The organism is Enterovirga sp. CN4-39, from assembly GCF_049446235.1.
Taxonomy (GTDB): domain Bacteria; phylum Pseudomonadota; class Alphaproteobacteria; order Rhizobiales; family Beijerinckiaceae; genus Enterovirga.
In genome coordinates this window covers 1-26,157 of the sequence record NZ_JBMSEF010000010.1, presented here as the reverse complement: position 1 = coordinate 26,157, position 26,157 = coordinate 1, and the positions used below count along the sequence as shown (strand labels likewise).

At 68.5% G+C, this 26,157-nt stretch carries 28 protein-coding genes; 19 read left to right on the top strand and 9 right to left on the bottom strand.

Annotated features, from left to right (window positions below; all coding sequences use genetic code 11):
* Positions 1 to 69 precede the first annotated feature (69 nt).
* The 7 genes from ACO2SS_RS16690 to ACO2SS_RS16660 all read left to right on the top strand — a co-directional run bounded on the left by ACO2SS_RS16690 (position 70) and on the right by ACO2SS_RS16660 (position 3,634).
* Positions 70 to 219 carry a hypothetical protein gene (locus tag ACO2SS_RS16690; protein ID WP_423278887.1) on the top strand — a complete coding sequence of 50 codons (150 nt, stop codon included), beginning with the start codon at positions 70 to 72 and terminating at the stop codon, positions 217 to 219.
* Position 220: 1 nt separating this feature from the next.
* Positions 221 to 1,018, top strand: a complete 798-nt coding sequence (locus tag ACO2SS_RS16685; RefSeq protein WP_423278886.1) for a metal ABC transporter ATP-binding protein — start codon at positions 221 to 223, stop codon at positions 1,016 to 1,018.
* Positions 1,019 to 1,056: 38 nt separating this feature from the next.
* Positions 1,057 to 1,866 (top strand): metal ABC transporter permease, encoded by an 810-nt coding sequence (locus tag ACO2SS_RS16680; RefSeq protein ID WP_423279070.1) that lies wholly within the window; start codon positions 1,057 to 1,059, stop codon positions 1,864 to 1,866.
* A gap of 3 nt (positions 1,867 to 1,869) precedes the next feature.
* On the top strand, positions 1,870 to 2,292 hold the full coding sequence (locus ACO2SS_RS16675; protein ID WP_423278885.1) for a metallopeptidase family protein: 423 nt from the start codon (positions 1,870 to 1,872) through the stop codon (positions 2,290 to 2,292).
* Between the two features lie 98 nt (positions 2,293 to 2,390).
* Positions 2,391 to 2,567, top strand: coding sequence for a CsbD family protein (locus ACO2SS_RS16670; RefSeq protein WP_423278884.1), 177 nt, complete (start codon positions 2,391 to 2,393; stop codon positions 2,565 to 2,567).
* A 206-nt stretch (positions 2,568 to 2,773) separates the two neighbouring features.
* The gene (locus tag ACO2SS_RS16665; protein ID WP_423278883.1) at positions 2,774 to 3,031 is read left to right on the top strand and encodes a hypothetical protein; all 258 of its coding nucleotides are present in this window, start codon (positions 2,774 to 2,776) and stop codon (positions 3,029 to 3,031) included.
* A 159-nt stretch (positions 3,032 to 3,190) separates the two neighbouring features.
* Positions 3,191 to 3,634 (top strand): DMT family transporter, encoded by a 444-nt coding sequence (locus ACO2SS_RS16660; RefSeq protein WP_423278882.1) that lies wholly within the window; start codon positions 3,191 to 3,193, stop codon positions 3,632 to 3,634.
* 7 nt (positions 3,635 to 3,641) lie between these two features.
* Here the strand turns inward: ACO2SS_RS16660 and ACO2SS_RS16655 are convergent, their stop codons facing one another.
* The 3 genes from ACO2SS_RS16655 to ACO2SS_RS16645 all read right to left on the bottom strand — a co-directional run bounded on the left by ACO2SS_RS16655 (position 3,642) and on the right by ACO2SS_RS16645 (position 5,664).
* Positions 3,642 to 4,913, bottom strand: coding sequence for a winged helix-turn-helix domain-containing protein (locus ACO2SS_RS16655; RefSeq protein WP_423279069.1), 1,272 nt, complete (start codon positions 4,911 to 4,913; stop codon positions 3,642 to 3,644).
* A 73-nt stretch (positions 4,914 to 4,986) separates the two neighbouring features.
* Positions 4,987 to 5,367 (bottom strand): cell division protein ZapA, encoded by a 381-nt coding sequence (locus ACO2SS_RS16650; protein WP_423278881.1) that lies wholly within the window; start codon positions 5,365 to 5,367, stop codon positions 4,987 to 4,989.
* Positions 5,368 to 5,370: 3 nt separating this feature from the next.
* Positions 5,371 to 5,664 carry a DUF4164 domain-containing protein gene (locus tag ACO2SS_RS16645; RefSeq protein WP_423278880.1) on the bottom strand — a complete coding sequence of 98 codons (294 nt, stop codon included), beginning with the start codon at positions 5,662 to 5,664 and terminating at the stop codon, positions 5,371 to 5,373.
* A gap of 161 nt (positions 5,665 to 5,825) precedes the next feature.
* On the opposite strand from ACO2SS_RS16645, the gene tkt reads away from it, so the two are divergent.
* The 8 genes from tkt (at position 5,826) to ACO2SS_RS16605 (ending at position 13,729) form a co-directional block, all read left to right on the top strand.
* Positions 5,826 to 7,829 carry a transketolase gene (tkt, locus tag ACO2SS_RS16640; RefSeq protein WP_423278879.1) on the top strand — a complete coding sequence of 668 codons (2,004 nt, stop codon included), beginning with the start codon at positions 5,826 to 5,828 and terminating at the stop codon, positions 7,827 to 7,829.
* Between the two features lie 57 nt (positions 7,830 to 7,886).
* Complete coding sequence (gene gap, locus ACO2SS_RS16635; protein WP_423278878.1) at positions 7,887 to 8,894, top strand: type I glyceraldehyde-3-phosphate dehydrogenase; 1,008 nt, start codon at positions 7,887 to 7,889, stop codon at positions 8,892 to 8,894.
* Between the two features lie 75 nt (positions 8,895 to 8,969).
* On the top strand, positions 8,970 to 9,404 hold the full coding sequence (locus ACO2SS_RS16630) for a hypothetical protein (RefSeq protein ID WP_423278877.1): 435 nt from the start codon (positions 8,970 to 8,972) through the stop codon (positions 9,402 to 9,404).
* Entirely contained in the window at positions 9,401 to 10,600 is a 1,200-nt protein-coding gene (locus ACO2SS_RS16625; protein WP_423278876.1) for a phosphoglycerate kinase, read from the top strand. Before ACO2SS_RS16630 ends, ACO2SS_RS16625 begins: the two co-directional genes overlap by 4 nt.
* Positions 10,601 to 10,637: 37 nt before the next feature.
* Complete coding sequence (locus ACO2SS_RS16620) at positions 10,638 to 10,874, top strand: hypothetical protein (protein WP_423278875.1); 237 nt, start codon at positions 10,638 to 10,640, stop codon at positions 10,872 to 10,874.
* A 49-nt stretch (positions 10,875 to 10,923) separates the two neighbouring features.
* Positions 10,924 to 12,015 (top strand): class II fructose-bisphosphate aldolase, encoded by a 1,092-nt coding sequence (gene fba, locus ACO2SS_RS16615; protein WP_423278874.1) that lies wholly within the window; start codon positions 10,924 to 10,926, stop codon positions 12,013 to 12,015.
* Positions 12,016 to 12,098: 83 nt separating this feature from the next.
* Positions 12,099 to 12,755 carry a thiamine phosphate synthase gene (locus ACO2SS_RS16610; protein ID WP_423278873.1) on the top strand — a complete coding sequence of 219 codons (657 nt, stop codon included), beginning with the start codon at positions 12,099 to 12,101 and terminating at the stop codon, positions 12,753 to 12,755.
* Positions 12,752 to 13,729 (top strand): tetratricopeptide repeat protein, encoded by a 978-nt coding sequence (locus tag ACO2SS_RS16605; RefSeq protein ID WP_423278872.1) that lies wholly within the window; start codon positions 12,752 to 12,754, stop codon positions 13,727 to 13,729. The genes ACO2SS_RS16610 and ACO2SS_RS16605 overlap by 4 nt, the downstream gene beginning before the upstream one ends.
* Here the strand turns inward: ACO2SS_RS16605 and ACO2SS_RS16600 are convergent, their stop codons facing one another.
* Positions 13,730 to 14,353, bottom strand: coding sequence for a HupE/UreJ family protein (locus ACO2SS_RS16600; protein ID WP_423278871.1), 624 nt, complete (start codon positions 14,351 to 14,353; stop codon positions 13,730 to 13,732).
* 144 nt (positions 14,354 to 14,497) lie between these two features.
* Between ACO2SS_RS16600 and ACO2SS_RS16595 the strand changes: the two genes are divergently transcribed.
* Both ACO2SS_RS16595 and ACO2SS_RS16590 read left to right on the top strand, forming a co-directional pair.
* The gene (locus ACO2SS_RS16595) at positions 14,498 to 16,669 is read left to right on the top strand and encodes a glycoside hydrolase family 3 N-terminal domain-containing protein (RefSeq protein ID WP_423278870.1); all 2,172 of its coding nucleotides are present in this window, start codon (positions 14,498 to 14,500) and stop codon (positions 16,667 to 16,669) included.
* A 110-nt stretch (positions 16,670 to 16,779) separates the two neighbouring features.
* Positions 16,780 to 17,985 (top strand): ABC transporter substrate-binding protein, encoded by a 1,206-nt coding sequence (locus tag ACO2SS_RS16590; RefSeq protein WP_423278869.1) that lies wholly within the window; start codon positions 16,780 to 16,782, stop codon positions 17,983 to 17,985.
* Positions 17,986 to 18,126: 141 nt separating this feature from the next.
* Here the strand turns inward: ACO2SS_RS16590 and ACO2SS_RS16585 are convergent, their stop codons facing one another.
* The 3 genes from ACO2SS_RS16585 to ilvD form a co-directional block, all read right to left on the bottom strand.
* Positions 18,127 to 18,552, bottom strand: coding sequence for a DoxX family protein (locus tag ACO2SS_RS16585; protein WP_423278868.1), 426 nt, complete (start codon positions 18,550 to 18,552; stop codon positions 18,127 to 18,129).
* A 126-nt stretch (positions 18,553 to 18,678) separates the two neighbouring features.
* Complete coding sequence (locus tag ACO2SS_RS16580) at positions 18,679 to 19,569, bottom strand: NAD(P)-dependent oxidoreductase (protein ID WP_423278867.1); 891 nt, start codon at positions 19,567 to 19,569, stop codon at positions 18,679 to 18,681.
* Positions 19,570 to 19,571: 2 nt separating this feature from the next.
* The gene (gene ilvD, locus ACO2SS_RS16575; protein ID WP_423278866.1) at positions 19,572 to 21,278 is read right to left on the bottom strand and encodes a dihydroxy-acid dehydratase; all 1,707 of its coding nucleotides are present in this window, start codon (positions 21,276 to 21,278) and stop codon (positions 19,572 to 19,574) included.
* A 75-nt stretch (positions 21,279 to 21,353) separates the two neighbouring features.
* Between ilvD and ACO2SS_RS16570 the strand changes: the two genes are divergently transcribed.
* Complete coding sequence (locus ACO2SS_RS16570) at positions 21,354 to 22,136, top strand: TIM barrel protein (RefSeq protein ID WP_423278865.1); 783 nt, start codon at positions 21,354 to 21,356, stop codon at positions 22,134 to 22,136.
* A 3-nt stretch (positions 22,137 to 22,139) separates the two neighbouring features.
* Here ACO2SS_RS16570 and ACO2SS_RS16565 read toward each other — a convergent pair whose 3' ends face one another.
* Entirely contained in the window at positions 22,140 to 22,787 is a 648-nt protein-coding gene (locus ACO2SS_RS16565) for a DNA-3-methyladenine glycosylase family protein (RefSeq protein ID WP_423278864.1), read from the bottom strand.
* A 17-nt stretch (positions 22,788 to 22,804) separates the two neighbouring features.
* Between ACO2SS_RS16565 and gluQRS the strand changes: the two genes are divergently transcribed.
* Complete coding sequence (gene gluQRS / locus ACO2SS_RS16560) at positions 22,805 to 23,674, top strand: tRNA glutamyl-Q(34) synthetase GluQRS (RefSeq protein ID WP_423278863.1); 870 nt, start codon at positions 22,805 to 22,807, stop codon at positions 23,672 to 23,674.
* Here gluQRS and ACO2SS_RS16555 read toward each other — a convergent pair whose 3' ends face one another.
* Positions 23,675 to 25,738: a M23 family metallopeptidase gene (locus tag ACO2SS_RS16555; protein ID WP_423278862.1), complete on the bottom strand. Its 2,064-nt coding sequence runs from the start codon at positions 25,736 to 25,738 to the stop codon at positions 23,675 to 23,677. It abuts the gene before it with no gap.
* Positions 25,739 to 26,157 lie beyond the last annotated feature (419 nt).

Sequence of the window (26,157 nt, the reverse complement as noted above, 5' to 3'; positions counted from 1 at the left end):
TGCCCCGGCTCGTGTATGTTATATCCTAACATCAGCCGCTGGCCGGCTGCCCCGTATTCGAGTGATCCCGTGAGAAATCTATCAGCCCGTGCTGGCCGGGACCGGGCGCTGGAAGGCGCTTCCTCCTCCCTCATGTTGCTCGGATTGGGCGAGCGGCTCGCGATCTCCGTTGCCCTCTCGGGCGTCGCCTTCCTGGGTGTCGCCTGGGCACTGGCGTGAGGTGAGCGGGCAAGCCCCGGAGGCGCGTGCGACCGGTCCGTCGCCCGCCCTGACATTCCGGTCAGCGTCCTTCGGCTACGGCGGCCGCCCGGCCGTCGCGGCGATCCAAGGCAACGTGCTGCGCGGAGAGACGCTGGCGCTTGTCGGCCCGAACGGTGCCGGAAAATCGACCTTGCTGAAGGGGATCGTCGGGGAGGCGCAACTTCTCTCGGGCAGCGTGGACCTTTGCGGCCTGTCGCTTCGGGACCTCGCCTACCTGCCGCAGCAGCCCGAGATCGACCGGTCCTTTCCCATCACCGTCGTCGAATTCGCCGGGATGGGTCTCTGGCGCAGGCTCGGCGCCTGGGGACGATACCGCCCGGAACACCGGGTGGAAGTCGAGGGCGCGCTCGAGCGCATCGGCCTTGCGGCCGAAAGGCACCGCACCATTGGGGCGCTGTCGGGCGGGCAGATGCAGCGGCTTCTGTTCGCCCGCACGCTCCTGCAGGATTCGGCCCTGATCCTGCTCGACGAGCCCTTCACGGGCGTCGATGCCGAAACCGAGGCGGACCTCCTCGACATCATCCGCGGATGGCGAGGCGAGGGCCGGACGGTGATCGCGGCCCTGCACGATATCGGGCAGGTGCGGGCGGTGTTCGGGCAGACCCTGCTCCTGGCTGCGCGGCCTGTCGCATGGGGCCCGACGGAGGAGGTCCTGACGCCGGACAATCTCGCCCGGGCCTATGGGCGCCTCCCGCTCGAAGGCGGGCTGCCGGACAGCCCCGAGACAGTCGTGCTCGCGGCCCTAGGCGCACCGTGATCGATCTCCTGGTCACGCCCTTCGTGGAGTTCTCCTTCATGCGCCGGGCGCTCGCGGGCGCCTTCGCGCTGTCGCTCAGCGCGCCGCCGATCGGCGTGTTCCTGACGCTGCGCCGCATGAGCCTGATGAGCGACGCGATGAGCCACGCGATCCTGCCGGGCGCGGCGATCGGGTTCCTGGTCAGCGGCCTCTCGCTCCCCGCCATGACGCTGGGCGGGCTCGTGGCTGGATTGGCCGTGGTCCTGATCTCGGGCTTCGTCAGCCGATCGACCATCCTGAAGGAGGATGCGAGCCTCGCCGCCTTCTACCTCGTCTCGCTCGCGCTCGGCGTGATGCTCGTCTCCCTGAAGGGCTCCAGCGTCGATCTCCAGCACATCCTGTTCGGGACCGTCCTCGCGTTGGACGATGCCGCCCTCCTGGTGATCGGCTCCGTCGCGGCCCTGACGCTCGTCTGGCTGGCCGTCGCCTACCGGCCCCTCGTGGTGGAATGCGTCGATCCGCTGTTCCTGCGGCTCTCCGGCAGGGCGAGCGCCGCCACCCATCTCACCTTCCTGGGCGTGGTCGTGCTGAACCTCGTCGGCGGCTTCCAGGCCCTCGGCACGCTCCTGGCGGTCGGCATCATGCTCCTGCCGGCCGTCACGGCCCGGTTCTGGGCGACCACCCTTTCGGGGCTGCTGCCGGTCTCCGTCGCCGTCGCCCTGGCATCGAGCTATGCCGGCCTTCTGCTATCATACCATTACGGGCTGCCGTCCGGTCCGGCGATCATCCTGACGGCCGGGGCGCTCTATGTCGGGTCGATCCTGGTCGGCCCTCACGGCGGCCTGCTGACGAGGATGGTGAGACGGTAGATCATGGCCCAAGCGCCTGACTGGTCGGGGTTGCGCGCGCCCGACCTCGCGGAATTCGAACGGATGGCGCAGGACGCGTTCGACCGGCTGCCCGAGCTGTTCCGGCAGCGCGGCGCCGGCGTCGCGATCCGGATCGCGGACTTTCCCGACGACGAGATGCTCGACGCGCTCGGTCTCGAGAGCCCGTTCGACCTCCTCGGGCTCTTCCGCGGAGTCGGCCTCGCCCAGGGCGGCGATGCGGGACTGCTGCCGACTGGCCAGATGCCGAACATGATCTGGCTGTTTCGCAGGCCGCTGCTCGACTACTGGGCGGAGCACGACGAGACGCTCGGGCACCTCGTCACGCATGTGCTTGTGCATGAGTTCGGACACCATTTCGGGCTTTCGGACGACGACATGGAGCGGATCGAGGCGGAGGCCGGGTAGGGCGTCTGGCCGCACCATTCGCGGCGCGAAACCCTGCCGCGATAGGCAACCATCTCTGGGTTCGGCGGGTTGAGCCTCCAGAAGTAAAGGAGGTTCACATGGACAAGGATCGCATCGAAGGCGCTGTCGAGAAGGTGAAGGGCACGGCCAAGGAAATGGCCGGCAAAGTCACCGGCGACACCAAGCTCGAAGCCGAGGGCAAGGCCCAGAAGGCTGCCGGGACGGTGCAGAACACCGTTGGCGGCGTAAAAGACACGCTGCGCGGCGACCGCTGAGCCGTCGCTCGATCCACGAAAAGCCCGGCTCAGCCGGGCTTTTCTTTGCGCCGCGTTCACGCCGCAGAGCCACGCTGCCTGCGAGAAGGCTGCGTCGTCTATGTCCAACGCTCCGCGACCTCGCCGCGAAACGGCTCCGACAACGAGGCTGGTGAGCCCTCGAGAAAATCGGCGTATGTCTGTCGACCGGCTGGGATCCTGCGTCGATGGGCACCGAGCTGGAATACGAGGCGGAGATGCTTCGTCGGGCGAGCGAGCACATCGCCGAGGGAGAATCGCGGATCGCGCTCCAGATGATCCAACTGGCTGAGATGCGGGAGCGAGGGCACGATACCCACGAGGCCGAGCGCCTGCTCAGGGTCTTCCAGGATACGATGGATACGTGGCGCATCCACCGCGAGGCCATCCAGGCCCGCATCGGCTATCTGAAGCAGATCGGGGCCAGCGGCCTGCCGGAATCCTGACGCCCTTCGAGGCGCGGGCGTCCGACGCCGTCCGGTTTCGGACATTCCGGGTCTGACCTCCCCGCTTCGGCGTTCATGGTCGGCGTGACAGGCCGGCGCCGCGCCGGCCACCCGCCCCGCAGTCCAAGGTTCCTCCGGTCCCCTGACGATGTGCACTCTATGAGCTGGGTGTTGTACGCCTTCGCGCTCCTGGCCGGCGCCCTGAACACGGTCCAATCGGGCGCCAACGTCACCCTGAACAAGACGCTCGATCAGCCGATCCTGGCCGCCCTCGTGATCGCGGCGGTCGGTGCGGTCGTCTACCTCCTCGCCGCCCCGTTCATGGGGCTCGGGGTCTCTAGCGCCGAGAAGGTGGCGCAGGTGCCCTGGTGGGGGTGGCTCGGCGGAGCGCTCGGCGCCATCTACGTGCTGTCGATGATCCTCATCGCGGGCCGGGTGGGCGCTGCGGCCTTCACGGGCCTGACGGTCACCTCCGCTATCGTGACGTCGATCCTGCTGGACCATTTCGGCTGGCTGGGCTTCGACGTGCAGACGGCCGGCTTGTGGCGGCTGCTCGGCGGCGCCCTGATGATCGTCGGGCTGGTGCTGGTCTGCGTCTTCTGAGCGGCCTTCACCAGCTCAGGTCATCGTCGCCCTCGTTCGGGAATTCCGGCATCGCGAGTGCGTCCTCTCCGGCAGCGGCGATCCGCCTTGCGTCATCCGCCCAGCCCTGGCGCGCCTGGCCTGTTCCGGCCTGCAAGACCACTTCCCCGAGCCCGAGCCAGCGAGCCAGCTCGGCCAGCTCGCGCTCGAGCGGCGCCCTGACTTCTTCGAGGTCGGCTCCCGGCTCGATATGCCGGGACAGGACCAGAAGCCGGCCGGCCTGCCGGTCCGCCTTGAGGTCGAGGCGGGCCGCGATCCGGTCGCCGAGCAGGAAGGGCAGGACGTAATAGCCATGCTCGCGCTTGTGGGCGGGCGTGTAGATCTCGATGCGGTAGCGGAAGCCGAAGACCCGCTCGGCGCGGGAGCGTTCCCAGATTAGCGGATCGAAGGGCGAGACCAGCGCGGCCGCCTCGATCCGGCGTGGAAAGCGCGCATTCGGATCGAGATAGGCCGGGTTGGACCAGCCGGCCACCTCGACCGGCATGAGTTCGCCCGCTTCCACGAGGCTTGCGAGCGCCGCCCGACCGTCCTCGGGCGACATCCGAAAATAGTCGCGCAGGTCGCGCTCGGTTGCGACCCCAAGGGCGCGCGCCGCCACGCGAAGGAGCTGGCGTTGCGCTTCCGCGGGCTCCGGGGTCGGCGCGGAGACGATCTCCGGAGGCAGGACGCGCTCGGGCAGGTCGTAGACGCGGTCGAAGCCCGGCCGCCGGGTCTTCGTCGTCAGGAGGCCGGCCCAGAACAGCCATTCGAGCGCGCGCTTGCCCTCGCTCCAGCCCCACCAGGAGCCCTTTCCACGGCCGGCCGCTTCCAGGTCGCGCGCCGCGAGCGGGCCGGAGCGGCGAACCTCCTCCAGGATGCCATCGATGAAGGCGGGCTGATCCGCGCGAAGCTGCGCCAGCCCGCGATAGATTCCCTGTCCGGCCCGCGCGCGGTCCATGCGCCAGCGCAGGTACGGCTGCAACTCGACCCGGATCAGCGAGGCCTCGTGGCCCCAATACTCGAAAAGCCGCCGCTTGCGGCCGCCATAGGAAAGGCGGTCGAGCTGGGCCGTATCGTAGGGCCCGAGGCGCGAGAAGAACGGTACGAGATGCGCCCGCGCCAGCACGTTGACCGAGTCGATCTGGATCAGGCCGAGCCGCTCCGTCACCCGCGAGACATGCCGGGCGGATGGCTGCTCGACGCGGCTTTCGCCGAAGCCGCAGGCCGCGAGCGCGATCCGGCGGGCCTGCGCAGCCCCGATGCGCTCGCGCGGCCGGGGGACCTTTGCGACGCTTTCGAGGCTTGGTTCCGGCGCCTCGCCGGCGATGGAGCGCTCAGCCGAAATCCTGCGCGCCCTTTGTGTCGGCGATGCCGTCCGCGACGCGCTCGATGCGCTCGGCGGTCCGGCTCAGGGCTTCCGCAAGCTGTCGCTCCAGCGCGTCCGAGCGCCCGGCCTGGGCTGAGACCATCGATCGCAACGCCGCGATCTCGGATTCCAGACCGGCGATCCGCTTTCTCGTTTCCAGCAGATCGTCCGCCATGGTGAGCGCCGCCATCACGTGGAGCCGCATGTCGCCGATCTCGCCGAAGGAGCCGCGAAGTTCCTGGATCTTGCCGTCGAAGGCGGCGGCGAGGTCGAGCAGATGCGCTTCCTCGCCGTCCCCGCAGGCCATCCGGTAGGAGCGGCCGGCGATCGTGACCTGAACATGCGCCATGGGCTAGCTCCGCATGCCCTCGACGGCCTCGGCTCGGGCCAGGACCTCGCTGACATGGCCGATGGCGGTCTGGAGCCGCTCGCCGACATGCCGGGAGGCCGTTTCGACCTGGTTGAGGCGGGCGCTCGCGCTCTCGAGCTCGACCGACAGCCGGGCACGGTCGTCCTGCATCAGTTGCAGCTCGGTTTCGAGGTCGCCGCGCGAGGCGCCAAGCCCGGGACGGGCAGCCACCGCGGCCTCGAGCTGGGAAACCGAGGCGTTCAATCGCCGGATCGCGGCTTCGAGCTCGGGGGACATCGCCTCCTCCAGAATCGGAGGGACGAAACTAGGGCCGGGCTCCCCTCACCGCAATGCGGCTGCCCCCTCCGCGCACTGGACTCGCGCGGCCTGCGTGGCTAGACCCCGGCCGCGAGCGGCCCCCCGCGCCTTTTCGAGCCCGCCGCATCCTGGAACAGATCTTGTCCGACGTCGCTAAGCCCGATCGCGCCTCCCATGCCGAACTCGCGGGGGCCGTGCGGGCCCTCGCCATGGACGGTGTCGAAACCGCGAAATCCGGCCATCCCGGTCTGCCCATGGGGGCGGCCGACATCGCCACCGTGCTCTTCACGAAATTCCTGAAATACGACGCGGCCGATCCGTTCTGGCCCGATCGCGATCGCTTCGTGCTGTCGGCCGGGCACGGCTCGATGCTGCTCTATGCGCTGCTCTACCTGTCCGGCCTGGAGGGCATGACGGTCGAAGAGCTGAAGCGCTTCCGCAAGCTCGATTCCAAGACGCCGGGCCATCCCGAGCACTTCATGACGCCGGGCGTCGAGACGACCACGGGCCCGCTGGGGCAGGGCATCGCGACCGCGGTCGGCATGGCGATGGCCGAGCGCATGCTCGCGGCCGAATACGGCGAGGGCGTCTCCGACCACTACACCTACGTGCTGGCCTCCGACGGCGACCTCATGGAGGGGATCAGCCAGGAGGCGATCGCGCTCGCGGGCCACCTGAAGCTGAGCCGCCTCGTCGTCCTGTTCGACGACAACGGCATCTCCATCGACGGCCCGCTCTCGCTGGCGGATTCGGTCGACCAGCCGAAGCGCTTCGAGGCGGCCGGCTGGCGCGCCGAGCGGATCGACGGGCACGACCCGGCCGCGATCGAGGCGGCCCTGAAGCGCGCGCAGGCCTCCGACAAGCCGAGCCTGATCGCCTGCAAGACGACGATCGGCTTCGGTGCGCCTAAGCGGGCCGGCACCTCCAAGGCGCATGGCGAGCCGCTCGGCGCCGAGGAACTGGCCGGCGCCAAGGCTGCGATCGGCTGGACGGCCGCGCCCTTCGAGGTGCCCGAGCACATCCTGTCGGCCTGGCGCGAGGCCGGCCGCCGCGGAGCCTCCGAGCGCAAGGCCTGGACGGAGCGCGTCGAGGCGCTCGATGCCGGCACGAAGGAAGAGTTCGGCCGTCGAATGCACCGCAAGCTGCCGGACGGGCTGGGCGCCGCCATTGCGGGCCTGAAGGCGCAGTTGGTCTCCGCCCCACAGGAGGTGGCGACCCGCAAGGCGAGCGAGATCGCGCTCGGCGCCATCACCAAGGTGATGCCCGAGCTGATCCTCGGCTCGGCCGATCTCACGCCCTCGAACAACACGCGCGTCAACAACCCGAAGGAGATCGCCCCCGGCGCCTTCGGCGGGACCTACATCCATTACGGTATCCGCGAGCACGGTATGGCGGCGGCCATGAACGGCCTCGCCATCCATGGCGGCTTCCGGCCGGCGGGCGCGACCTTCCTGGTCTTCTCCGACTATGCCCGGCCGGCGATCCGCATCGCGGCGCTCGGCGGTATCCCGGCCATCTACGTCTTCACCCACGATTCTATCGGCCTCGGCGAGGACGGCCCGACGCACCAGCCGGTGGAGCATCTTGCCGCGCTCCGTGCGATGCCGAACCTGCGCGTCTTCCGCCCGGCCGACGCCGTCGAGACGGCGGAGTGCTGGCAGCTCGCGCTGGAGCGCACGGACGGTCCCACCCTCCTTACGCTGACCCGCCAGAACCTGCCGCAGGTCCGCCTCGCGGCCACGGACGAGAACCTGTCGGTGCACGGGGCCTACGAACTCGTGCCGGCGGAAGGCGACGCGCACGCGACCATCTTCGCGTCCGGCTCGGAGGTCTCGATCGCCGTCGAGGCGCAGGCGCTGCTCAAGGCGAAGGGCGTCCCGGCCCGCGTCGTGTCGGTGCCGTCGCTGGAGCTCTTCCTGGCGCAGCCGGAGGACCGGAAGCGCCACATCATCGGGGCCTCCCCCGTGAAGGTCGCCGTAGAGGCCGCCGTGCGCTTCGGCTGGGACGCCGTGATCGGGCCGGACGGCATCTTCGTCGGCATGAGCGGCTTCGGGGCGAGCGCGCCTTACAAGGATCTTTACCGTCACTTCGGCATCACGGCCGAGGCCGTGGCGGAGCGGGTGCTGCGCACCCATAATCTCTAAAATCCACGTCATTCCCCGCGGCAGCATCGTCGGACGGGCGGGAGGGAGTTCGATCACATGAGCGTCAAGGTCGCCATCAACGGGTTCGGTCGCATCGGCCGCAACGTGCTCCGCGCCATCCACGAGGCCGGCCGCACGGATATCGAGGTGGTCGCGATCAACGATCTCGGGCCGGTGGAGACCAATGCTCACCTGCTCCGCTTCGACTCGGTGCACGGGCGCTATCCGGGCAAGGTCGAAGTTTCCGGCGACTCGATCATCGTCGACGGCAAGAAGATCAAGGTGACGGCGATCAGGAACCCGGCCGAGCTGCCGCACAAGGAACTCGGCGTCGATATCGCGCTCGAGTGCACGGGCATCTTCACGTCGAAGGAGAAGGCGTCCGCGCATCTCCAGGCCGGTGCCAAGCGCGTCATCGTCTCGGCCCCGGCCGACGGCGCCGACCTGACCGTCGTCTACGGCGTCAACCACGACAAGCTCACGAAGGATCACATCGTCGTCTCGAACGCCTCCTGCACGACCAACTGCCTCGCGCCGGTGGCCTATGTCCTCCACGACGCGGTCGGGATCGAGAAGGGCTTCATGACCACGATCCACTCCTACACGGGCGACCAGCCGACGCTCGACACCATGCACAAGGACCTCTACCGCGCCCGTGCGGCGGCCCTGTCGCAGATCCCGACCTCCACGGGCGCCGCCAAGGCTGTCGGCCTCGTCCTGCCCGAGCTGAACGGCAAGCTCGACGGCTCCTCGATCCGCGTCCCGACCCCCAACGTCTCGGTGATCGACTTCAAGTTCGTGGCCAAGAGGAAGACCTCGAAGGAGGAGATCAACGAGGCGATCCAGACCGCCGCGCAGCAGAGGCTGAAGGGGATCCTCGGCTTTACGGATCAGCCGAACGTCTCCATCGACTTCAACCACGACCCGCATTCCTCGATCTTCGCGCTCGACCAGACCAAGGTGATGGACGGCAATTTCGTCCGCGTCCTGTCCTGGTACGACAACGAGTGGGGCTTCTCGAACCGGATGAGCGACACCGCCGTCGCGATGGCGAAGCTCATCTGAGCTTTGCCGGATGGGAATGCGGAACCGCCAAGCTTGGCGTAGCTTCTTGTACAAAGACGCCTTGATGAGAGCGCCATGTCCGAAAGCCTGACCGCATCCCGTCCCGACCTGGTGGACGTCTCCTCGCGCCCGACCGAGCCCGAGGTCATCGTGCCGGCCCCGACGCCGACCTCAGCGCCGGGCTTGAACGGGCACGACAAGCCTATCCCGGCGGAGCCGCTGGCTCGGATCGAGGACAAGACTTCGCGGATCGAGGAGAAGATCGCCCGGTCCGAAGATTCGATGCAGCGCGCCCTCGCTCGGTTCGAGATGGCCACGAACCGCATGAACGAGGTCGCCTCTCAGGCGGAGCTCGCGGCCGTGCGGGGCGAGGTCGCGTTCATCTCCCGCCGCATCCGGACCGTGCCGGGCTGGACCGCGCTCGTCGGCTCCTCCGTCGTCACCGCGATCCTCACGGCCATTGTCATCATTCTTCTTCTTCGGTTCTTTCCTGGAGCACTCGCACGATGATCGGCGTCAAGACGCTCGACGACGCTGACGTTAAGGGTAAGCGCGTCCTCGTCCGCGTCGACCTGAACGTCCCGACCGAGAACGGACGCGTCACGGACCGGACCCGGATCGAGCGTGTCCTGCCGACCATCCGGGAGATCGCGGATGCGGGCGGGCGCGTGATCCTGCTGGCGCATTTCGGTCGCCCGAAGGGTGGACGGAGCGAGAAGGACTCGCTGAAGCCGATCGCCGCTGCCGTCGCCGAGGATCTCGGCCGCCCCGTCGCCTTCGCCGAGGATTGCGTCGGCGAGCCGGCCGAGCGCGCCGTGGCGGCCATGAAGGACGGTGACGTCCTCCTCCTTGAGAACACCCGTTTCCATCCAGAGGAGGAGAAGAACGATCCCGGCTTCGCCCAGAAGCTCGCCTCGCTTGGCGATCTCTACGTGAATGACGCCTTCTCGGCCGCGCACCGAGCGCACGCCTCCACGGAAGGGGTCGCGCATCTTCTTCCGTCCTATGCCGGACGGACCATGGAGGCCGAACTCGACGCCTTGTCGAAGGGGCTGGAGAACCCGCAGCATCCCGTCGTGGCCATCGTGGGCGGCGCCAAGGTCTCGACCAAGATCGACCTTCTCGAGAACCTCGTCGCCAGGGTGGATGCGCTGGTGATCGGCGGCGGGATGGCCAACACCTTCCTGCATGCGATCGATATCGGCGTCGGAAAGTCGCTCTGCGAGAGGGATCTCGCGCCGACGGCCCAGCGGATCCTCGACCGCGCCAAGGAGACGGGCTGCGCGATCCTCCTGCCCGTGGATGCCGTGGTTTCCGCCGAGTTCAAGGCCGGTGCCCCTCACCATGCCTATGGGATCGACGCGATCCCGTCGGACGGCATGATCCTCGACGTCGGCTCGCAATCCGTCGACCGCATCAACGCGGCCATCGACGACGCCCGCACGGTGGTCTGGAACGGCCCGCTCGGCGCCTTCGAGATCGCGCCCTTCGACCAGGGCACGGTGGCGGCTGCCCGTCATGCGGCGGAGCGCACCAAGGCCGGCAAGCTGGTCTCGGTGGCGGGCGGCGGCGATACCGTCGCGGCGCTCAATCACGCCGGCGTGGCCGAAGCCTTCAGCTACGTCTCGACGGCCGGCGGCGCCTTCCTCGAATGGCTCGAGGGCAAGAAGCTGCCCGGTGTGGAGGCTTTGAAGACAGGCCGGTGAGTCTCCAGCTATGGTGTAAGCTTGCAGGAGCTAGCCCGTGGCCGAGAACATCCAGGATGCGACCTTCGAGATTTTGAAGAACCTCCAGTCGACTCTCGTCGAGTTCCGTACAGAGGTTAACCAGCGCCTGGATACGCTCGAAGCCGGCATGCGGAAGGATCGGCGCAACGCGGCTGGAATGATCGTCATGATGCGAGCGACCGCCGGAGATTTCGACCAGAGGGTGAGCGAGGTCGAAGAGAGGCTTGCGCGGCTCGAGGCCGCACGGAGCTGATCCGCTCACGGCTGACCAACAACCAAGACCGTTCGGAGGTTACAGAACCATGGCCCGCATCACTCTCAGGCAGTTGCTCGATCACGCCGCCGAGCACAGCTACGGCGTGCCGGCTTTCAACATCAACAACATGGAACAGGCGCTCGCCATCATGGCGGCCGCGGACGCGGTCGACGCGCCGGTCATCATCCAGGCGTCCCGCGGCGCTCGGCAATACGCCAACGACATCATGCTGAAGCACATGATGGATGCCGTGACGGAGATCTATCCGCACATCCCCGTCTGCGTGCATCTCGATCACGGCAACGAGCCGGCGACCTGCATGACCGCCATCCAGGCGGGCTTCACCTCCGTCATGATGGACGGCTCGCTGAAGGCCGACGGCAAGACGCCGGGCGACTGGGACTACAATGTCCGCGTCACCAAGACCGTGACGGACATGGCGCATCTCGGGGGCATCTCGGTCGAGGGTGAGCTAGGCGTGCTCGGCTCGCTGGAGAGCGGCATGGGCGAGGCCGAGGACGGCCACGGGGCCGAGGGCAAGCTCTCGCACGACCAGCTACTTACGAACCCGGACGAGGCCGTGAAGTTCGTGGCAGAGACCAAGGTGGACGCGCTCGCCATCGCCATGGGCACGAGCCACGGTGCCTACAAGTTCACCCGCAAGCCGGACGGCGCGGTCCTGGCGATGAACGTCATCGAGGAGATCCACCGCAAGCTCCCGGATACGCATCTCGTGATGCACGGCTCGTCCTCCGTGCCGCAGGACCTCCAGGACATCATCAACAAGTACGGCGGGCAGATGAAGCCGACCTGGGGCGTGCCGGTCGAGGAGATCCAGCGCGGCATCAAGCACGGTGTCCGCAAGATCAACATCGACACGGACAACCGCATGGCCATGACCGGCCAGATCCGGAAGGTGCTGCAGGAGAACCCGTCGGAATTCGATCCGCGCAAGTACCTGAAGCCCGCCATGGAGGCGATGACGAAGCTCTGCAAGCAGCGCTTCGAGGAGTTCAACACCGCCGGCCAGGCTTCCAAGATCAAGCGGGTCGCGACCCTCGCCGAGATGGCTGCCCGCTATGCCAAGGGCGAGCTCGACCCGAAGATCGGCGCCGTCACCCGCGCTGCGGCGGAATAGGGCCGGCCGGCCTTTCGCCGCAATCCGACAGCATGGGACGGGGCCTGCGGGCCCCGTTTCCGTTTTTGCGCTAGACCGTTCCGATGTCCGACTTGCAGCCCCGCCTGTATCTATTCTCTCCTCTCCTCGAGGCGCCCGAAGCCTTCGCGGGCCGGCTCGGGGAAGCCTGCCACGCCGGCGACGTCGCGGCCGTCCTGCTGCGGCTCGCGCCTGCGGACGAACGCACCCTCGTCAAGACGATCAAGGCGCTAGCTCCCGTCGCTCAGGAGCGCGGGGCCGCCGTGCTCGTCGAGATCGCGGGCGAGCTCGATGCCGCGCTCGTCGCCGCGCGAGGCGGCGCCGATGGCGTTCACTGCGCTCAGCCAGCCGACCTGCGGGGCCTCCGCGAGCGGCTGCGGGACGGGCGGATGCTCGGCGCCGGCCAACTCCGCACCAAGCACGACGCGATGACGGCCGGGGAGGCGGGGGTCGACTACGTGATGTTCGGCGAGCCGCGGCCCGACGGCTATGTGCCGCCGCTCGATCAGACGGCCGAGCGGGCCGAGTGGTGGGCCGAGATCTTCGAACCGCCCTGCGTCGCCTATGCGGAGGACCTCGAGGCCGTTCGGGTCCTGTCCCGGACAGGTGCCGAGTTCGTGGCGATCGGCGACCTGGTTTGGGCTCATCCCGATGGTCCGGGGGAAGCCGTCCGGCTTGCCGGTCGGGTGCTGGCCGATGCCGCCGAGGAGCGGGCAGAATGATCGCCCTGCGCCATGTCCCGGCCGCGCTTCTCGCCGGTCTGCTGTGCGCGGGGACGGCGGGCGCACAGGAGACCCCGAAGGCGCCTGCAGCTGCGGGACGCGCGGCGAAGGTCGCGCCGGAGAAGCCGGCCGCTTCCGCGCGGCTCGACCTGGCTTTCGGGGCGTATCAGCGCGGGCTGTATCTGACGGCTTTCCGCGAGGCGACGAAGCGCATCGAGGCCGACCCCAAGGACGGCGCCGCGATGACGCTGCTCGGCGAGCTCTACAATCAGGGTCTCGGTGTCCGGCAGGATGCCACCGAAGCCGCGCGCTGGTATCGCCTTGCGGCAGAGCGCGGTGACGCGCATGCGATGGCGTCCCTCGGCCTGATGACGGCGGACGGGCGGGGCGTGAAGAAGGATCCCGGGGCGGCCCGGGCCTGGTTCGAGAAGGCCGCCGGTCTCGGCGAGGCGACGGCGAGCTACAATCTCGCGCTCCTGCTTCTGGCAGGTGGCGCTGAGGCGGACCTGCCAGAGGTCGCCCGGCTGCTTCGCGTCGCGGCCGATGCCGAACTCGGCGACGCGCAGCATGACCTCGGCGTCCTCTATGCTCGGGGCAAGGGTGTCCGGCAGAACGCGGAGGAAGCCGCCAAGCTCTATATCCGCTCGGCGAAGAACGGCTCGATCGCCGGTGAGGTCGCGCTCGCGATCGCTCTGTTCAATGGCGACGGCATCGAGAAGAACGAGGCCCACGCGGCGCGACTGTTTCGGCGCACCGCCCTCCGCGGCAACGCGATCGCGCAGAATCGGCTGGCGCGGATCTACGCCACAGGACGGGGAGTTCCCCGGAACCTGATCGAGGCCGCCGCCTGGCACCTGATGGCCTCCGGCCAGGGGCTGCCGGATTCCTGGCTCGACAGCACTCTCAAGGACATGCCCGAGCAGGACCGCAAGCGCGCCGAGCAGCTCGCGACCGAGCGCGCCGCCGTTCTCTGATCAGCCGGCCCAGAGGGGGAGGGCGGCGATCCCGACCAGGGCCACAGCGGCGGAAGCCGCCATCGTCAGCCGCGTCGCCATCACGGGCCGGATCTGGACGAGGCGCCGCGTCGCTTCCCGGACGCCGAGGGCTATGCCGAGCTGCACGATTGCGAGCCCGGCCAGATAGGCCCCGAGCGGGGACGGCTCGGCCCCGACAATGCTTTCCGCCTGCACATAGCCATGGACCATTCCGCCGAACCCGCACAGCGCGGCCGCGATGGCGAGCGGGGTCCGGCCATGCAGCCAGATCGCAAGGCCTGCGAGCAGGACCGAGAGGGCCACGAGCAGTTCCGCGCCCGGCACCCCGATCCCGCCGAGATGGAGCGCTGTCCCGAGCGCGCCCGCCAGCAGGAAGATGGCCGGCAGCGTCCAGCCACGGCGTATGAAGGCGGACAGGATGCCGATCCCGACCACGAAGGCGAGGTGATCGGGTCCGATGACCGGATGTGCCAGTCCGGACAGGAAGCCCTGGGCGAGCGTGGTTGGCGTCTCGCCATCCATCGCATGATGGGCGAGCGCCGGGGCTGCCGCCGCGATCGCAGCGCCCGCCAGGGCAACCCTAGGGAGAACCCGCAACACCATTCCGACTTCCTTAAGCAGAGATGCAAGCCTAGCCGTAGCAAGCTTCGTTGGCGAGGCGGTCTTTGCGAAATGCGCCTACGCCATCGTTGTAATCAGCCCGTCCGCCCCTATTCGGAACGCAGGCCTTCGAGACTGGATACCCCTTTGCGACCCACGTTCTGGACCCGCGCTCTCGGCGCGGCCGCGCTTCTCGCCTGCGGCACGGGCGGGGCGCTCTCTGATCAGGCCGTCTCCCCGCTCGCTCAGAGGCTGGAGGGGCTGCTCTCCCGCATGACGCTGGAGGAGAAGATCGGCCAGCTGAACCTCGTGCCCTACAGCCCGACCTTCGACCGCGGCGATCTCGAGAAAGGCCGGATCGGAGCTGTCATGGCCGTCACGAAGCCGCAGGAGATCGCCGACCTGCAGGCGGCCGCCCGCCGCGCACGACATGGGATCCCCGTCCTCGTCGGCCTCGACGTGTTGCACGGATTGCGCACGATCTTCCCGGTTCCCATGGCGGAGGTCGCAAGTTTCGACCCCGACCTCGCCAAGGCAACGGCGCGGCAGGCCGGCCGGGAAGCGGCCGCGATCGGCATCAACTGGACTTTCGCGCCCATGGCCGATCTCGCCCGCGATCCGCGCTGGGGCCGCATGAACGAGGGGTTCGGCGAGGATCCGCTCCTGGGGAGGCTCTTCACCCGGGCCCGCGTGGCGGGGTTTCGCGAGGCCGGTATCGCCAGCACCCTCAAGCACTTCGCCGGTTACGGCTCCGCGATGGGCGGCCGCGATTACGACATGGGCACGATCGCGCCCGCGGATCTCTTCGACAGCTACCTGCCCCCCTTCAAGGGCGGGATCGAGGCGGGATCGGAGAGCGTCATGAGCGCCTTCCTGTCGCTGAACGGCATGCCGGTCTCCGCGAACCGCGCCCTGCTGACGGGCATCCTCCGGGAGAAGTGGGGATATGGCGGCTTCGTCGTGTCCGACTGGAACTCGGTCGGCGAATTGCTCGAGCACGGCCTCGCGAAGGATCCCGCCGAAGCAGCCCGCAAGGCCCTCCTCGCTGGCATCGACATGGACATGTATTCCGGCTTCTACACCGCCCATCTGGCAGAGGAGGTGAAGGCTGGGCGCGTTCCCGAGGCGGCCGTCACGGAGGCGGCGCGTCGGGTGCTCCGCTCCAAGCTGCGCATGGGCCTCTTCGAGCGGCCGGACCCCGATACGTCCCGTACGGAGCCGCTACCGCCGAGCTCCGAGGCACGGGAACTCGCGCGCCGGTCTGCGCGCGAATCGGCCGTGCTTCTGCGCAATCGGGGCGGTCTCCCGCTCCCCCAGGGCAAGCGGACCGCGGTTGTCGGTGATCTCGGCCAGACGCAGCGTCACCTGCTGGGGCCGCACGCCGCGATGGGCCGCTGGGAGGACGGCGTCTCGGTCCTCGAAGGGCTGCGCCGGCGGGAGGGCGCCACGGTCTCTTACGCGCAGGGCTGCGAGATCGAATGCCAAAGCGATTCCGGGTTCGCGGCCGCCGAGCAGGCGGCGCGCGAGGCCGACATGGTCGTCGCGGTGCTCGGCGAGGCCAACGAGATGAGCGGAGAGGCGGCCTCCCGCGCTACCCTCACGCTTCCGGGGCGCCAGGGCGAGCTGCTTGACCGGCTCGTTGCGACGGGAAAGCCGGTCGTGCTCGTGCTCATCGCCGGGCGACCCATCGAGCTCGGCCCGGTGGTCGACCGTCTCCAGGCGGTGCTGATGGCATGGTTCCCAGGAACGGAGGGAGGCAATGCCGTCGCCGACCTCCTCTTCGGCGATGCCGATCCGGCCGGGAAGCTCCCGGTTTCCTGGCCTCGAAGCGTCGGCCAGGTGCCGCTGCCCTATGATCTTCCGCCGACCGGCCGGCCGCACGATCCGCAGAACCACTACACCTACCGGTATGTCGACGAGGCGATCACGCCCCTGTTCCCGTTCGGGTTCGGCCTGACCTACACGGAATGGTCGCTCTCGGACGTCCAGCTGCCCCAACGCAAGCTCCGGGCGGGCGACCAACTCGCGGTCGGGGCCACCCTGCGCAATACGGGCTCGCGCTCCGGCCGCCAGGTGGTTCAGCTCTACATCCGGCAGCTCCATGCGAGCCGGTCCCGGCCGGCACGTCAGCTGAAGGCTTTTCAGAAGGTCAGGCTCGAGCCGGGTCAGACCCGAAGGGTGGCATTGCGGGTGCCCGTCTCCGAGCTCGGTTTCCACCTCGACGAGGGTTCTCATGTGGTCGAGGCAGGACGTTACCAGGTGTTCGTCGGGACCGACTCGAAAGCGCCTCTGGCAGGCGAGTTCGAGGTCCTGCCTTGAGCGGCGCCCCTCTCTACAACCTTCGTCGAGAGACAGATCCGGCTGCTTGACTCGGGGCCCGCCCGGGCGTCTGTCCGGCTCACAAGCAATACTCGCTTAGAGGAACGCCGTTGAAACAGCTCGCAACTCTTCTTGCCGGCGTGGCGCTGGCCGCATTCCCGGCTCTCGCCCAGGCCCAGGTCTCGGACAATGTTGTCCGCCTGGGCATTCTGAACGACCAGTCCGGCGTCTATGCCGATTACGGCGGCAAGTGGTCCGTCGAGGCGGCGAAGATGGCCGTCGAGGATTTCGGCGGCAAGGTTCTCGACAAGCCCATCGAGATCGTCTCGGCGGATCACCAGAACAAGCCCGACGTCGCATCGACGATCGCGCGCGGCTGGTACGACAATGACCGGGTCGACGCCATCATGGAGCTGACGACGTCCTCGGTGGCGCTGGCCGTCCAGCAGCTCTCGAAGGACAAGAAGAAGATCACGATGACGAGCGGGGCGGCGACGTCCGACCTGACCGGCAAGGCGTGCACCCCCTACGGCTTCCACTGGGCCTTCGATACGCGGGCGCTCGCCGTGGGCACGGGCGGCTCGCTGGTGGAGAACGGCGGCGACACCTGGTTCTTCCTCACGGCCGATTACGCGTTCGGGCACGCGCTCGAGGCGGATACGGCGAAATACGTCCAATCCAAGGGCGGCAAGGTCCTCGGTGCCGTTCGGCATCCGCTGTCGACCAACGATTTCTCGTCCTTCCTGCTGCAGGCGCAGGGCTCGAAGGCGAAGATCGTCGGTCTCGCCAATGCGGGCCTCGACACCAACAACTCGATCAAGGCCGCATCCGAGTTCGGCATCGTTCAGGGCGGGCAGCGGCTTGCCGCGCTCCTGTTCACGCTCGCCGAGGTGCACGGCCTGGGGCTCCAGGCGGCGCAGGGCCTCGTGCTCACGGAAGGCTTCTACTGGGACCTGGACGACCAGAACCGCGCCTTCTCGAAGCGCTTCATGGAGCGGACCGGCCGCATGCCGAACATGATCCAGGCCGGCACCTATTCGAGTGTGCTGCAGTACCTGAAGGCCGTGAAGGCGGCCGGGACGGACGATTCCGATGCCGTCTCCAAGAAGCTGCACGAGATGCCCGTCGACGACTTCTTCGCCAAGGGCGGCAAGGTCCTCCCGAACGGCCGCATGGTGCACGACATGTACCTGTTCGAGGTGAAGTCGCCGGCCGAGTCGAAGGGGCCGTGGGACTATTACAAGCACCTCGCCACCATCAAGGGCGACCAGGCCTTCGCCACGCTCGCCGAGAGCGGGTGCACGATCGCCAAGTAATCCGGTCCAGTCACCTGGAACGAGAGGAGGGTGGCGGGCGAGGATTCGCCAGCCACCCTCCTTTAGCCATCCGTTGCAGCAGCGAACGAAGAACTCACCGCTCCGCGGGATCGAACCCGACGAGCGGGGGTGTCCAGACGTTTAGGCCCAGGCCGGCAGCTTGCCGTCCTGTCGGAGCTTCGCATCGACGCTCCACGGTCCCGGGCCGGCGACGGCGATGTACAGGAACACGAAGCAGTAGAGCGCCGCGAGTTCGCCGCCGTTGAGGATCGGGTAGAAGTTCTGACCCGCATGGACCATCCAATAGGCGACGGCCGTCATTCCCGATGCCAGGAAGGCGGCAGGGCGGGTGAAAAGCCCGATCGCCATCAGGAACCCGCACACCAGTTCGATCACGCCGGCGAGCCACGACATGCTCATCATGGCGGGGGCGGAGCGGCCGGCCGGAAAGGCCGGGAACCCGAGAAGCTTCTGCGTCCCGTGCTGGAGGAGCAGGAGCGCCGCCATGATGCGAAGGATGCTGAGAACGCGCGGCGCCCAAACCGCTGCAGTGTTAGAATTGACCATAGCCGTACCCCTTTGTTGGTCTCCAAGTGATCGGAGCGAAGGCCCGGAGGGTCAAGCTTTGCGCATTGCGCGGTCGCAAGCCGAGACTTGCGTCCCGCCCAGGAATATCGGCGGCTCGAAGCCGTCTTACGATCGTTTGGCCGACGGCTCGTTCAGCTTGTAGAGTTCGAGTGCGTCCGCCTTCTCGCCGCGCGCTGCCGTCAGCATCCTGAAGATCTGCGCCGCGAGCCCGGCCATGGGAGCCGGGGTTCCGGTCTCCCGCGCCACGTCCAGGGCGGTGTCGAGGTCCTTCAGCATCGTATAGGCGTGGCCGAGCGGCGGATCGTGGATGCCGGCCGCCATGCGGGGAACGAAGAGCTGCAGCGGTTTCGAATCCGCGAAACCGCCGGCCAAGGCCTCAGGCAGCCGCGCCGGATCGATGCCGGAATTCGAGGCGAGCCGCGTGGCCTCCGCGAGCACCGTCATGGTGCAGCCGACGATGATCTGGTTGCAGAGCTTCGTCGTCTGTCCGGCGCCGAGCGGACCCATATGGGTCAGCCGAGCCGCCATCGTCACGATGTAGGGCCGCGCGCGCTCGACATCCGCGGCATCGCCGCCCGCCATGATGGCGAGCGAGCCCTCCTCGGCGCCCTTCGTCCCTCCGGACACAGGCGCGTCGACCCAGCGCATGCCGTTCTGCGCCTCGAGCCGGCGCGCGATCTCAACCGTCGCGTCCGGCCGGATGGAGGAGAAGTCGACAACGAGTTTCCCATCACCGGGAACGGAGGCCAGTCCGTCCGGCCCGAACACGACCGCTTCCACGGCCGCCGTGTCCGTCAGGTTGAGGAAGATGATCTCGGCCGCTTCCGCCACCTCTCCGGGGCTTCCGGCGCGGCGCGCACCTGCCTTCACGGCCGCTTCGAGCTTCTCCGCGGAGCGGTTCCAGACCGTGACCTGCTGGCCTGCTGCGAGCAGGCGACGAGTCATCGGGCCGCCCATCAGGCCGAGCCCGACATAGCCGAGGGGAGTGGAGTTCATGGTCAAAGTCCCATCTCTCCCGCAGGATTGGTCCAGACGGCTCCGCCGTCGTGGGTGACCGCGCCGTTCTCGGCGCCCCCGACCAAACGGGCATATTTCGCGAGCAGGCCGGCCGGGTGCCGGGTCGGCTTCGGCGTCCATTCGGCGCGGCGGCGGGCGATCTCGGCCTCGTCGACCAGGAGGTCGAGCGTGCGGGCGGCGCCGTCGATGCGGATCCGATCCCCGGTCTCGACCAAGGCGAGCGGCCCGCCGATCGCTGCCTCCGGCGCGATATGGCCGATGCACATGCCGCGGGTCGCGCCCGAGAAGCGCCCATCCGTCAGAAGTGCGACCTTCTCGCCCATCTGCTGGCCATAGATGAGCGCCGTGACGCCGAGCATCTCGCGCATGCCGGGTCCGCCGCGCGGTCCCTCGTAACGGATCACGAGCACCTCGCCGGCCGCATAGGCGCGGGCGCGGACGGCGACCGCGCAATCTTCCTCTGAATCGAAGACGCGCGCGGTGCCCTCGAACAGGGTCGATTTCAGGCCGGCGACCTTGAGGAGCGCACCGCTCGGCGCGAGGTTGCCCTTCAGCACTACGAGCCCGCCATCCGGCCGGATCGCGTCGCCGGCTGTGCGGATGACCGTTCCGTCCGGGGCGGGTGCGGCACCGTGCTCCTCGGCGAGCGTGCGCCCGGTGACGGTCAGGGTGGAGCCGTCGAGAACCCCGGCGGCGATCAGTTCGCGGATGATGATCGACACGCCGCCGAGATCGTAGACGTCCTTGGCCAGGAAACGGCCGCCCGGTCGAAGGTCGCCGATCAGCGGCGTCCGGGCGAAGACCTCCGCCACGTCGTCGACCGTGAAGCGGATCCCCGCCTCGTGCGCGATGGCCGGGATGTGGAGGGCGGCATTGGTCGAGCCGCCCGTGGCGGCAACGATCGCGGCCGCATTCTCCAGCGAGGCGCGGGTGATCAATTCGCGCGGCAGCGGCCCGCCGCGCGCGATGATCTCCATGGCGATCGCGCCGGCGCGCTTGGCGATCTCCAGCCGCTCCGAATAGACGCCCGGAACCATGGAGGAGTTCGGGACCGTGAGGCCGAGAACCTCCGAGACCATCGCCATCGTGTTCGCCGTGAACTGCCCGGCGCAGGCCCCGAAGGTCGGCTTGCAGACCCGCTCCATCTCGCCCAGCACGCTCTCGTCGAGCGCGCCCGTCATCACGGCCCCGACCGCCTCGTAGGCGTCCAGCACGGTGACGTTCTTGCCCGCGTGCCGGCCGGGCAGGGCGGAGCCGCCATACAGGAACACTCCCGGCACGTTGCAGCGCACGAGGCCCATCATGGCGCCGGGCAGCGTCTTGTCGCAGCCGCCGAAGGCGATGAGGCCGTCATAGGCATGGCCGTGAACGACAGCCTCGATCGAATCCGCAATGATCTCGCGCGACACGAGCGAGAACTTCATTCCCTCGTGGTTCATGCCGATCCCGTCGGAGATCGAGATCGTCGTGAACTCGCGCGGCGTGCCGCCGGCGCGCGTGACGCCCTCCTTCGCCGCCTCGGCCTGCGGCCCATGCGTCATGTTGCAGGGCGTGACCTCGCCCTTCATCGACACGACGCCGACCATCGGACGGGCGATCGCCTCGTCGTCGAGCCCCATCGCCCGCATGAAGGCACGGTGAGGCGTGCGCTCGATGCCGTCCCGTGTGACGTCAGACCTCAGCCGCATCGGATTCCTTGTTCCTGAACCGAACGGACGTTATCGAATGCGGGGCAACGTGCCGCAAGCCGCCCCGGGGTGCCGATGCAGCTGATCGCGAACCTCTCGCTCATGTTCACGGAGGTCCCGTTCCTTGAGCGCTTCTCGGCGGCCGGGAGGGCGGGCTTCGCGGGCGTCGAGATCCAGTTTCCGTATGAGTGGAGCGTGGAGGAGATCTCCCGCGCGGCGGGCGAGCTTCCCATCGTGCTGATCAACGTGCCGGCATCCGACGAGAGGGGAGGCAACGGGCGGGCGACCGACGGTGCCGCCCGGGCTGCCTTTGCGGAGGGTGTCGAGCAGGCGGTGCGCTACGCCTCCGAGCTCGGCGTCAGCAAGGTCAACGTTCTCGCCGGGCCGCCGCCGATCGGGCAGGACGATGCGACGACCGCGCGCGTCTTCTCGGACAATGTCAGCCTGGCCGCAAAGCGCTTCGAGCGGATCGGCGTCGAGACGATGCTCGAGGTCATCAATCCGTTCGACATGCCGGGCTTCTGGCTCGACAGCCTCGACAAGTTCCTGCGCTTCTATGCGGGACAGGGCGATCCACGCCTGCGCCTGCAGTTCGACCTGTACCATATGGCTCGGACCGAAGCCGATCTCGTCGAGGCCGTTCGTCGGGCCGGCGACCTCATCGGCCACGTCCAGTTTGCCGACAACCCCGGCCGGCACGAGCCGGGGACCGGGCAGCTCGACTTCAAGGCGGCATTCGCGGCGCTTCGGGCCGTCCATTACGACGGCGCGGTCGGGGCGGAGTACAGGCCCGCGGGCCGAACCGAAGCGGGGCTCGGCTGGATGAAGGAAGCGCCAACCTGGTTTGGCCGCGCCTGATACTCAGGCGGGGAGCACGCCCTCGCGGCTCTTGATCTGGCGGTAATGGGCCCACAACACGCCCGCCGCCACCCCGCGCCACGGATGCCAGCGCTCCGCGATCAGGGCGAGGGCCTTGGCGCTCGGGCGCGCCGGAAGATCGAGCAGGGATCGGGCGGCCTCCTGCAAGGCGAGGTCCCCGGCCGGGAAGATGTCGAGATGCCCGAGACAGAACAGGAGATAGATGTCGGCCGTCCAGGGACCGATCCCCGGGATGGCCGTCAGCGCGGCATGCGCCGCCTCGGCAGGCATCTCGGCCAGCGATGCGAGCTCGATCCGCTCCTCCAGGATGGCCGCCGCGATCGCCCGAAGCGTCTTCAGCTTGGGGCGCGAGAGTCCGACGCCGAGGAGCTCGGAATCGGACGCCGCCGCGATCGCGGTTGCCGAGAGTTCCGGAAAGGCGGCATGGAGCCGCCCGAGAATGGCCGCCGCGCTCGCGGTCGAGACCTGCTGTCCGATCACGATGGAGACGAGGCCGGGCAGACCCGGTGTGCGCTTGCGCAGGGGCGGGCGGAGCCCGGCTTCGACGAGGGCTGCGATATGCGGGTCGATGCGACACAGCTCGGCAAGTCCCTCGGCGAGCGCCGCCTCGCTGTCGAGAAGCAGCGTCACGGGGCAGGATAGGGCGCATGGACCCCCTCCTGCGCTTCGCGCCCAGCCCCAACGGGCGGCTTCATCTCGGGCATGCCTTTTCCGCGCTGGTGAACGACGCCGTTGCCCGGCGCCTCGGCGGCAGATGGTTGCTCAGGATCGAGGATATCGACCCGGTTCGTGCGACGCCGGAGAATATCGCCGGCATCGAGGAGGACCTGGCCTGGCTCGGGCTCGACTGGCCGAAGCCGCCGCGGCGCCAATCCGAGCATATGGCGGAATACCGGGCCGGTGCCGACAGGCTGCGCGCCGCGAATCTCCTCTATCCCTGCCGTTGCAGCCGCGGCGAGATCGCGGCGGCCGTCGCCGATCGCGAGGCGGAGACGGGGCAGCCCTGGCCCCGCGATCCGGACGGAACGCCCCTCTATCCCGGCACCTGCCGAAAGCTCGGCGCGGCCGAACGCGAACGGCTCGTCGCCTCCGGCCGGCCGCTCGCCTGGCGCCTCGACGTGGCAGCCGCGATCCGTGGCGCGGGGCGGGTGTCGTGGCGCGCCTTCGATCCGGCCGGCCGCGAATGGATCGTCGACGCCCGCCCGGAGCGATGGGGCGACGTCGTGCTCGTCCGCAAGGAGACGCCGACGAGTTACAATCTGTCCGTCGTGCTCGACGATGCCGCGCAGGGCATCACCCACGTCGTGCGCGGCGTCGACCTGGAGGCAGCAACGGACGTCCACGCGCTTCTCTTCGCGCTGTTCGGGCTCGCGGCGCCGCTCTACCACCATCACCGGCTTCTCACGGACGAGACCGGGCAGAAGCTCGCGAAGAGCCGGAATTCCCTGCCGCTCGCGGCCCTGCGGCAGAACGGAGAAACGCCGGACGGCATCAGGCGGCGCCTCGGCTTTCCCTGATCAGCTCCGCTGAGCCACCTGGTTCGGCGACGCCTTGAGCATCAGCTGGTCGATCTGGTCGCGCTGCCGGCCGAACTCGACCAGGGCGCGCCCGTCGAGCTCGCGTCCGCGTGGAACGCGGATCTTCATCGGGTCGACGAAGTGGCCGTTGACGATCACCTCGTAGTGGAGGTGGGCGCCGGTCGAGAGGCCCGACGAGCCGACATACCCGATCACCTGCCCCTGACGGACGCGGGCGCCGGGCGCGAGCCCGCGCGCAAACGCCGATTGGTGGTTGTAGGCCGTGACATAGCCGTTCGCGTGCTGGATCTCGGTGCGCCGACCGTAGCCCGAATCCCACGCGGCCTTGATCACGGTGCCGTTGCCGGCCGCGAAGATCGGAGTTCCCGTCTTGGCAGCCCAATCCACGCCCGTATGCGTCTTCGCGTAGCCGAGAATCGGATGGAACCGGGTGCCGAAGCCGGAGCTCAGCCGGGCTTCCACGACGGGCTTCCGGATCAGGAATTTCTTCAGAGAGCGGCCGGCCTGGTCGAAGTAGTCCACCGTCCCATCCTCGCCCTGGTAGCGATAGATCCGGTGAGCATCGTTCCCGAGCGTGATGGTGGCCGACAAGATCTCCAGGCGGTCGTTCGCGTTGTCGTCGTCCGTCGCATAGAAGATCTCGAAGCCATCGCCCGGAGCGACGCGGCGCTGGAAGTCGACGTCGTAGCCGAAGATCCGGATCAATTCCTCGACGACCTGCCGGGGAAGCTCCTGCTTCAAGGCCGTTTCATAGAGGCTGTTGTAGAGGGTGACGCCGCTCCCCTCGTCCTCTTCGTCGTCGTCTCCGTCCGGCCTCGCCTGCGGTCGCGCGAGGTTTTGCGTCTGCGGCGGCGTGACGGACACGAACGTGCCGCGGTCGTTCATGGCCGAGATCGCTTCCACGCCGCGCTCGCCGAACAGGATCGCCCGCACGACGCGCTTCGGCTCTCCGGGGCGCATCACGGGCGCAAACAGGAGGCGCAACTGCATGCCTTCGAGCGGGCCGAGCTGCCGGTCGCGCCCGACGAGTGTCGATACGATGGCCCGGGTGTCGTCCGCGGCCGCGCCGGCCGCCCGAAGAACGCTCTCGAGCGTGTCGCCGCGCCGGATCTGGGTCAGCCGCTCCTCGAAATCGGCCTCAGGCGCCCTCGCGCCCGTCTTGGGGTAGTTCGTCACGTTCTCCGGGACGACGAGAACCTCGATGGAGCGGAACGGGGCCTGCAGCGCCGCTTCGCCGCCCGGCAGGACCGGGTCTGCCGGGGTTGCCGGCATCCGGCCGAGCATGCGGGACAGCATGGCCGTGGAGGGGAGGGGCGATGCCTGGCGGCGGCCGGCCTCGGCGCGGAGGCGCGCCTCTTCCTCCAGTTGCAGCACGACCTGCTCGTCCGAGAGGCCGGGGCCGCCGAATTCGACCGCGAGGGTCGGCAGGTCGCTCTTCACCACCGAAACCTCGGCGTCGGAGGTCTCCGGCGGTGGCTCGACCCCGCGCTCGCCCGGGCTCTCGGCAAAGAAGCGGAGCGGATTGAAGGGCGGGATGTCCGTCGCGTAGATGCCGCTCGTCATCGAAAGGTTGGTGGCGATGCGCACGAAGTTGCGCACCTTGATGACCTCGCGGTCGCCGGCGCGGAGCGTCATCGGCGTGCGGAAGCTCTGCTTGGCAGACGCGACCATCTCCGTCCGGACCAGCTTGTCGGCCTTCCGGGCGACGTCGCCATCCTCCTGGCTGCGGGTGGAGCCGACCGGTGCCCGCTCGGCCCGCTCGGCAAAGGTCGTCTCGCCATCGGACGAGATGTAGATCGCGGAGCCCAGAAGGAGCGCGCCCGTGAAGCCGATAAGCACGGAGGCGCCGAGCCAGCGGAAGCTCACGGCGTGGCGGCCCGTAACGACAGGGCCCGGGGCGCTCGGATCGAGCGGCGGCTCGTTGCCGATCAGGTCGTCATAGGCCAGCCGCTCCCGCCTGGCATGGCTCCTCCGCCGGGCCGAGCCGGCGTGAGTTGCGGAAGCGATCGTATCTGCGAGGGAGAGCGCGGAAGGAGGCGTCAAGTTCTCGGTCGCGTCGTGCTGTGGCCGTGGTCGCCCCGGCAGGCTGCTTTGTCAATCGAAGCCGCAGCCGGCCGCGCATGAAACAGCTCTGGCTGTGATCCACGATCACGACCGAAGCGTGGCAGCCTGTGGATGCAGATTCTGCAACGGGTATCGCCGGCCCGCACGAGGAGGAGCAAGAGGAGGCGATTGAGAGGGCCCGCAGAAGGGCCTCCAGTGCTTTGTCGCCGGGCTGTCGCCGATCCGTCGAAAAAACTTCAAGAACCGTGTTGACAGGGCCGGCGGGTATCCGTAGACAACATCCATCGACGGCGGCGCTGACACGGCGCTTCCGCCGGAGAGCTTCCTCGGATTTCTGGGTGACCTACCCGGCTTCGGTCGGATGGGGAACTTGTTGTCCGCGGTGTTCTGGTTTTTTC

Excerpts from the sequence above, each read along its gene's own strand:
- ACO2SS_RS16680 (WP_423279070.1), top strand. The coding sequence starts at position 1,057 with ATGCGCCGGGCGCTCGCGGGCGCCTTCGCGCTGTCGCTCAGCGCGCCG.
- ACO2SS_RS16675 (WP_423278885.1), top strand. The coding sequence starts at position 1,870 with ATGGCCCAAGCGCCTGACTGGTCGGGGTTGCGCGCGCCCGACCTCGCG.
- ACO2SS_RS16670 (WP_423278884.1), top strand. The coding sequence starts at position 2,391 with ATGGACAAGGATCGCATCGAAGGCGCTGTCGAGAAGGTGAAGGGCACG.
- ACO2SS_RS16665 (WP_423278883.1), top strand. The coding sequence starts at position 2,774 with ATGGGCACCGAGCTGGAATACGAGGCGGAGATGCTTCGTCGGGCGAGC.
- ACO2SS_RS16660 (WP_423278882.1), top strand. The coding sequence starts at position 3,191 with ATGAGCTGGGTGTTGTACGCCTTCGCGCTCCTGGCCGGCGCCCTGAAC.
- ACO2SS_RS16650 (WP_423278881.1), bottom strand. The coding sequence starts at position 5,367 with ATGGCGCATGTTCAGGTCACGATCGCCGGCCGCTCCTACCGGATGGCC.
- ACO2SS_RS16645 (WP_423278880.1), bottom strand. The coding sequence starts at position 5,664 with ATGTCCCCCGAGCTCGAAGCCGCGATCCGGCGATTGAACGCCTCGGTT.
- gap (WP_423278878.1), top strand. The coding sequence starts at position 7,887 with ATGAGCGTCAAGGTCGCCATCAACGGGTTCGGTCGCATCGGCCGCAAC.
- ACO2SS_RS16630 (WP_423278877.1), top strand. The coding sequence starts at position 8,970 with ATGTCCGAAAGCCTGACCGCATCCCGTCCCGACCTGGTGGACGTCTCC.
- ACO2SS_RS16625 (WP_423278876.1), top strand. The coding sequence starts at position 9,401 with ATGATCGGCGTCAAGACGCTCGACGACGCTGACGTTAAGGGTAAGCGC.
- fba (WP_423278874.1), top strand. The coding sequence starts at position 10,924 with ATGGCCCGCATCACTCTCAGGCAGTTGCTCGATCACGCCGCCGAGCAC.
- ACO2SS_RS16610 (WP_423278873.1), top strand. The coding sequence starts at position 12,099 with ATGTCCGACTTGCAGCCCCGCCTGTATCTATTCTCTCCTCTCCTCGAG.
- ACO2SS_RS16605 (WP_423278872.1), top strand. The coding sequence starts at position 12,752 with ATGATCGCCCTGCGCCATGTCCCGGCCGCGCTTCTCGCCGGTCTGCTG.
- ACO2SS_RS16600 (WP_423278871.1), bottom strand. The coding sequence starts at position 14,353 with ATGGTGTTGCGGGTTCTCCCTAGGGTTGCCCTGGCGGGCGCTGCGATC.
- ACO2SS_RS16585 (WP_423278868.1), bottom strand. The coding sequence starts at position 18,552 with ATGGTCAATTCTAACACTGCAGCGGTTTGGGCGCCGCGCGTTCTCAGC.
- ACO2SS_RS16580 (WP_423278867.1), bottom strand. The coding sequence starts at position 19,569 with ATGAACTCCACTCCCCTCGGCTATGTCGGGCTCGGCCTGATGGGCGGC.
- ilvD (WP_423278866.1), bottom strand. The coding sequence starts at position 21,278 with ATGCGGCTGAGGTCTGACGTCACACGGGACGGCATCGAGCGCACGCCT.
- ACO2SS_RS16570 (WP_423278865.1), top strand. The coding sequence starts at position 21,354 with ATGCAGCTGATCGCGAACCTCTCGCTCATGTTCACGGAGGTCCCGTTC.
- gluQRS (WP_423278863.1), top strand. The coding sequence starts at position 22,805 with ATGGACCCCCTCCTGCGCTTCGCGCCCAGCCCCAACGGGCGGCTTCAT.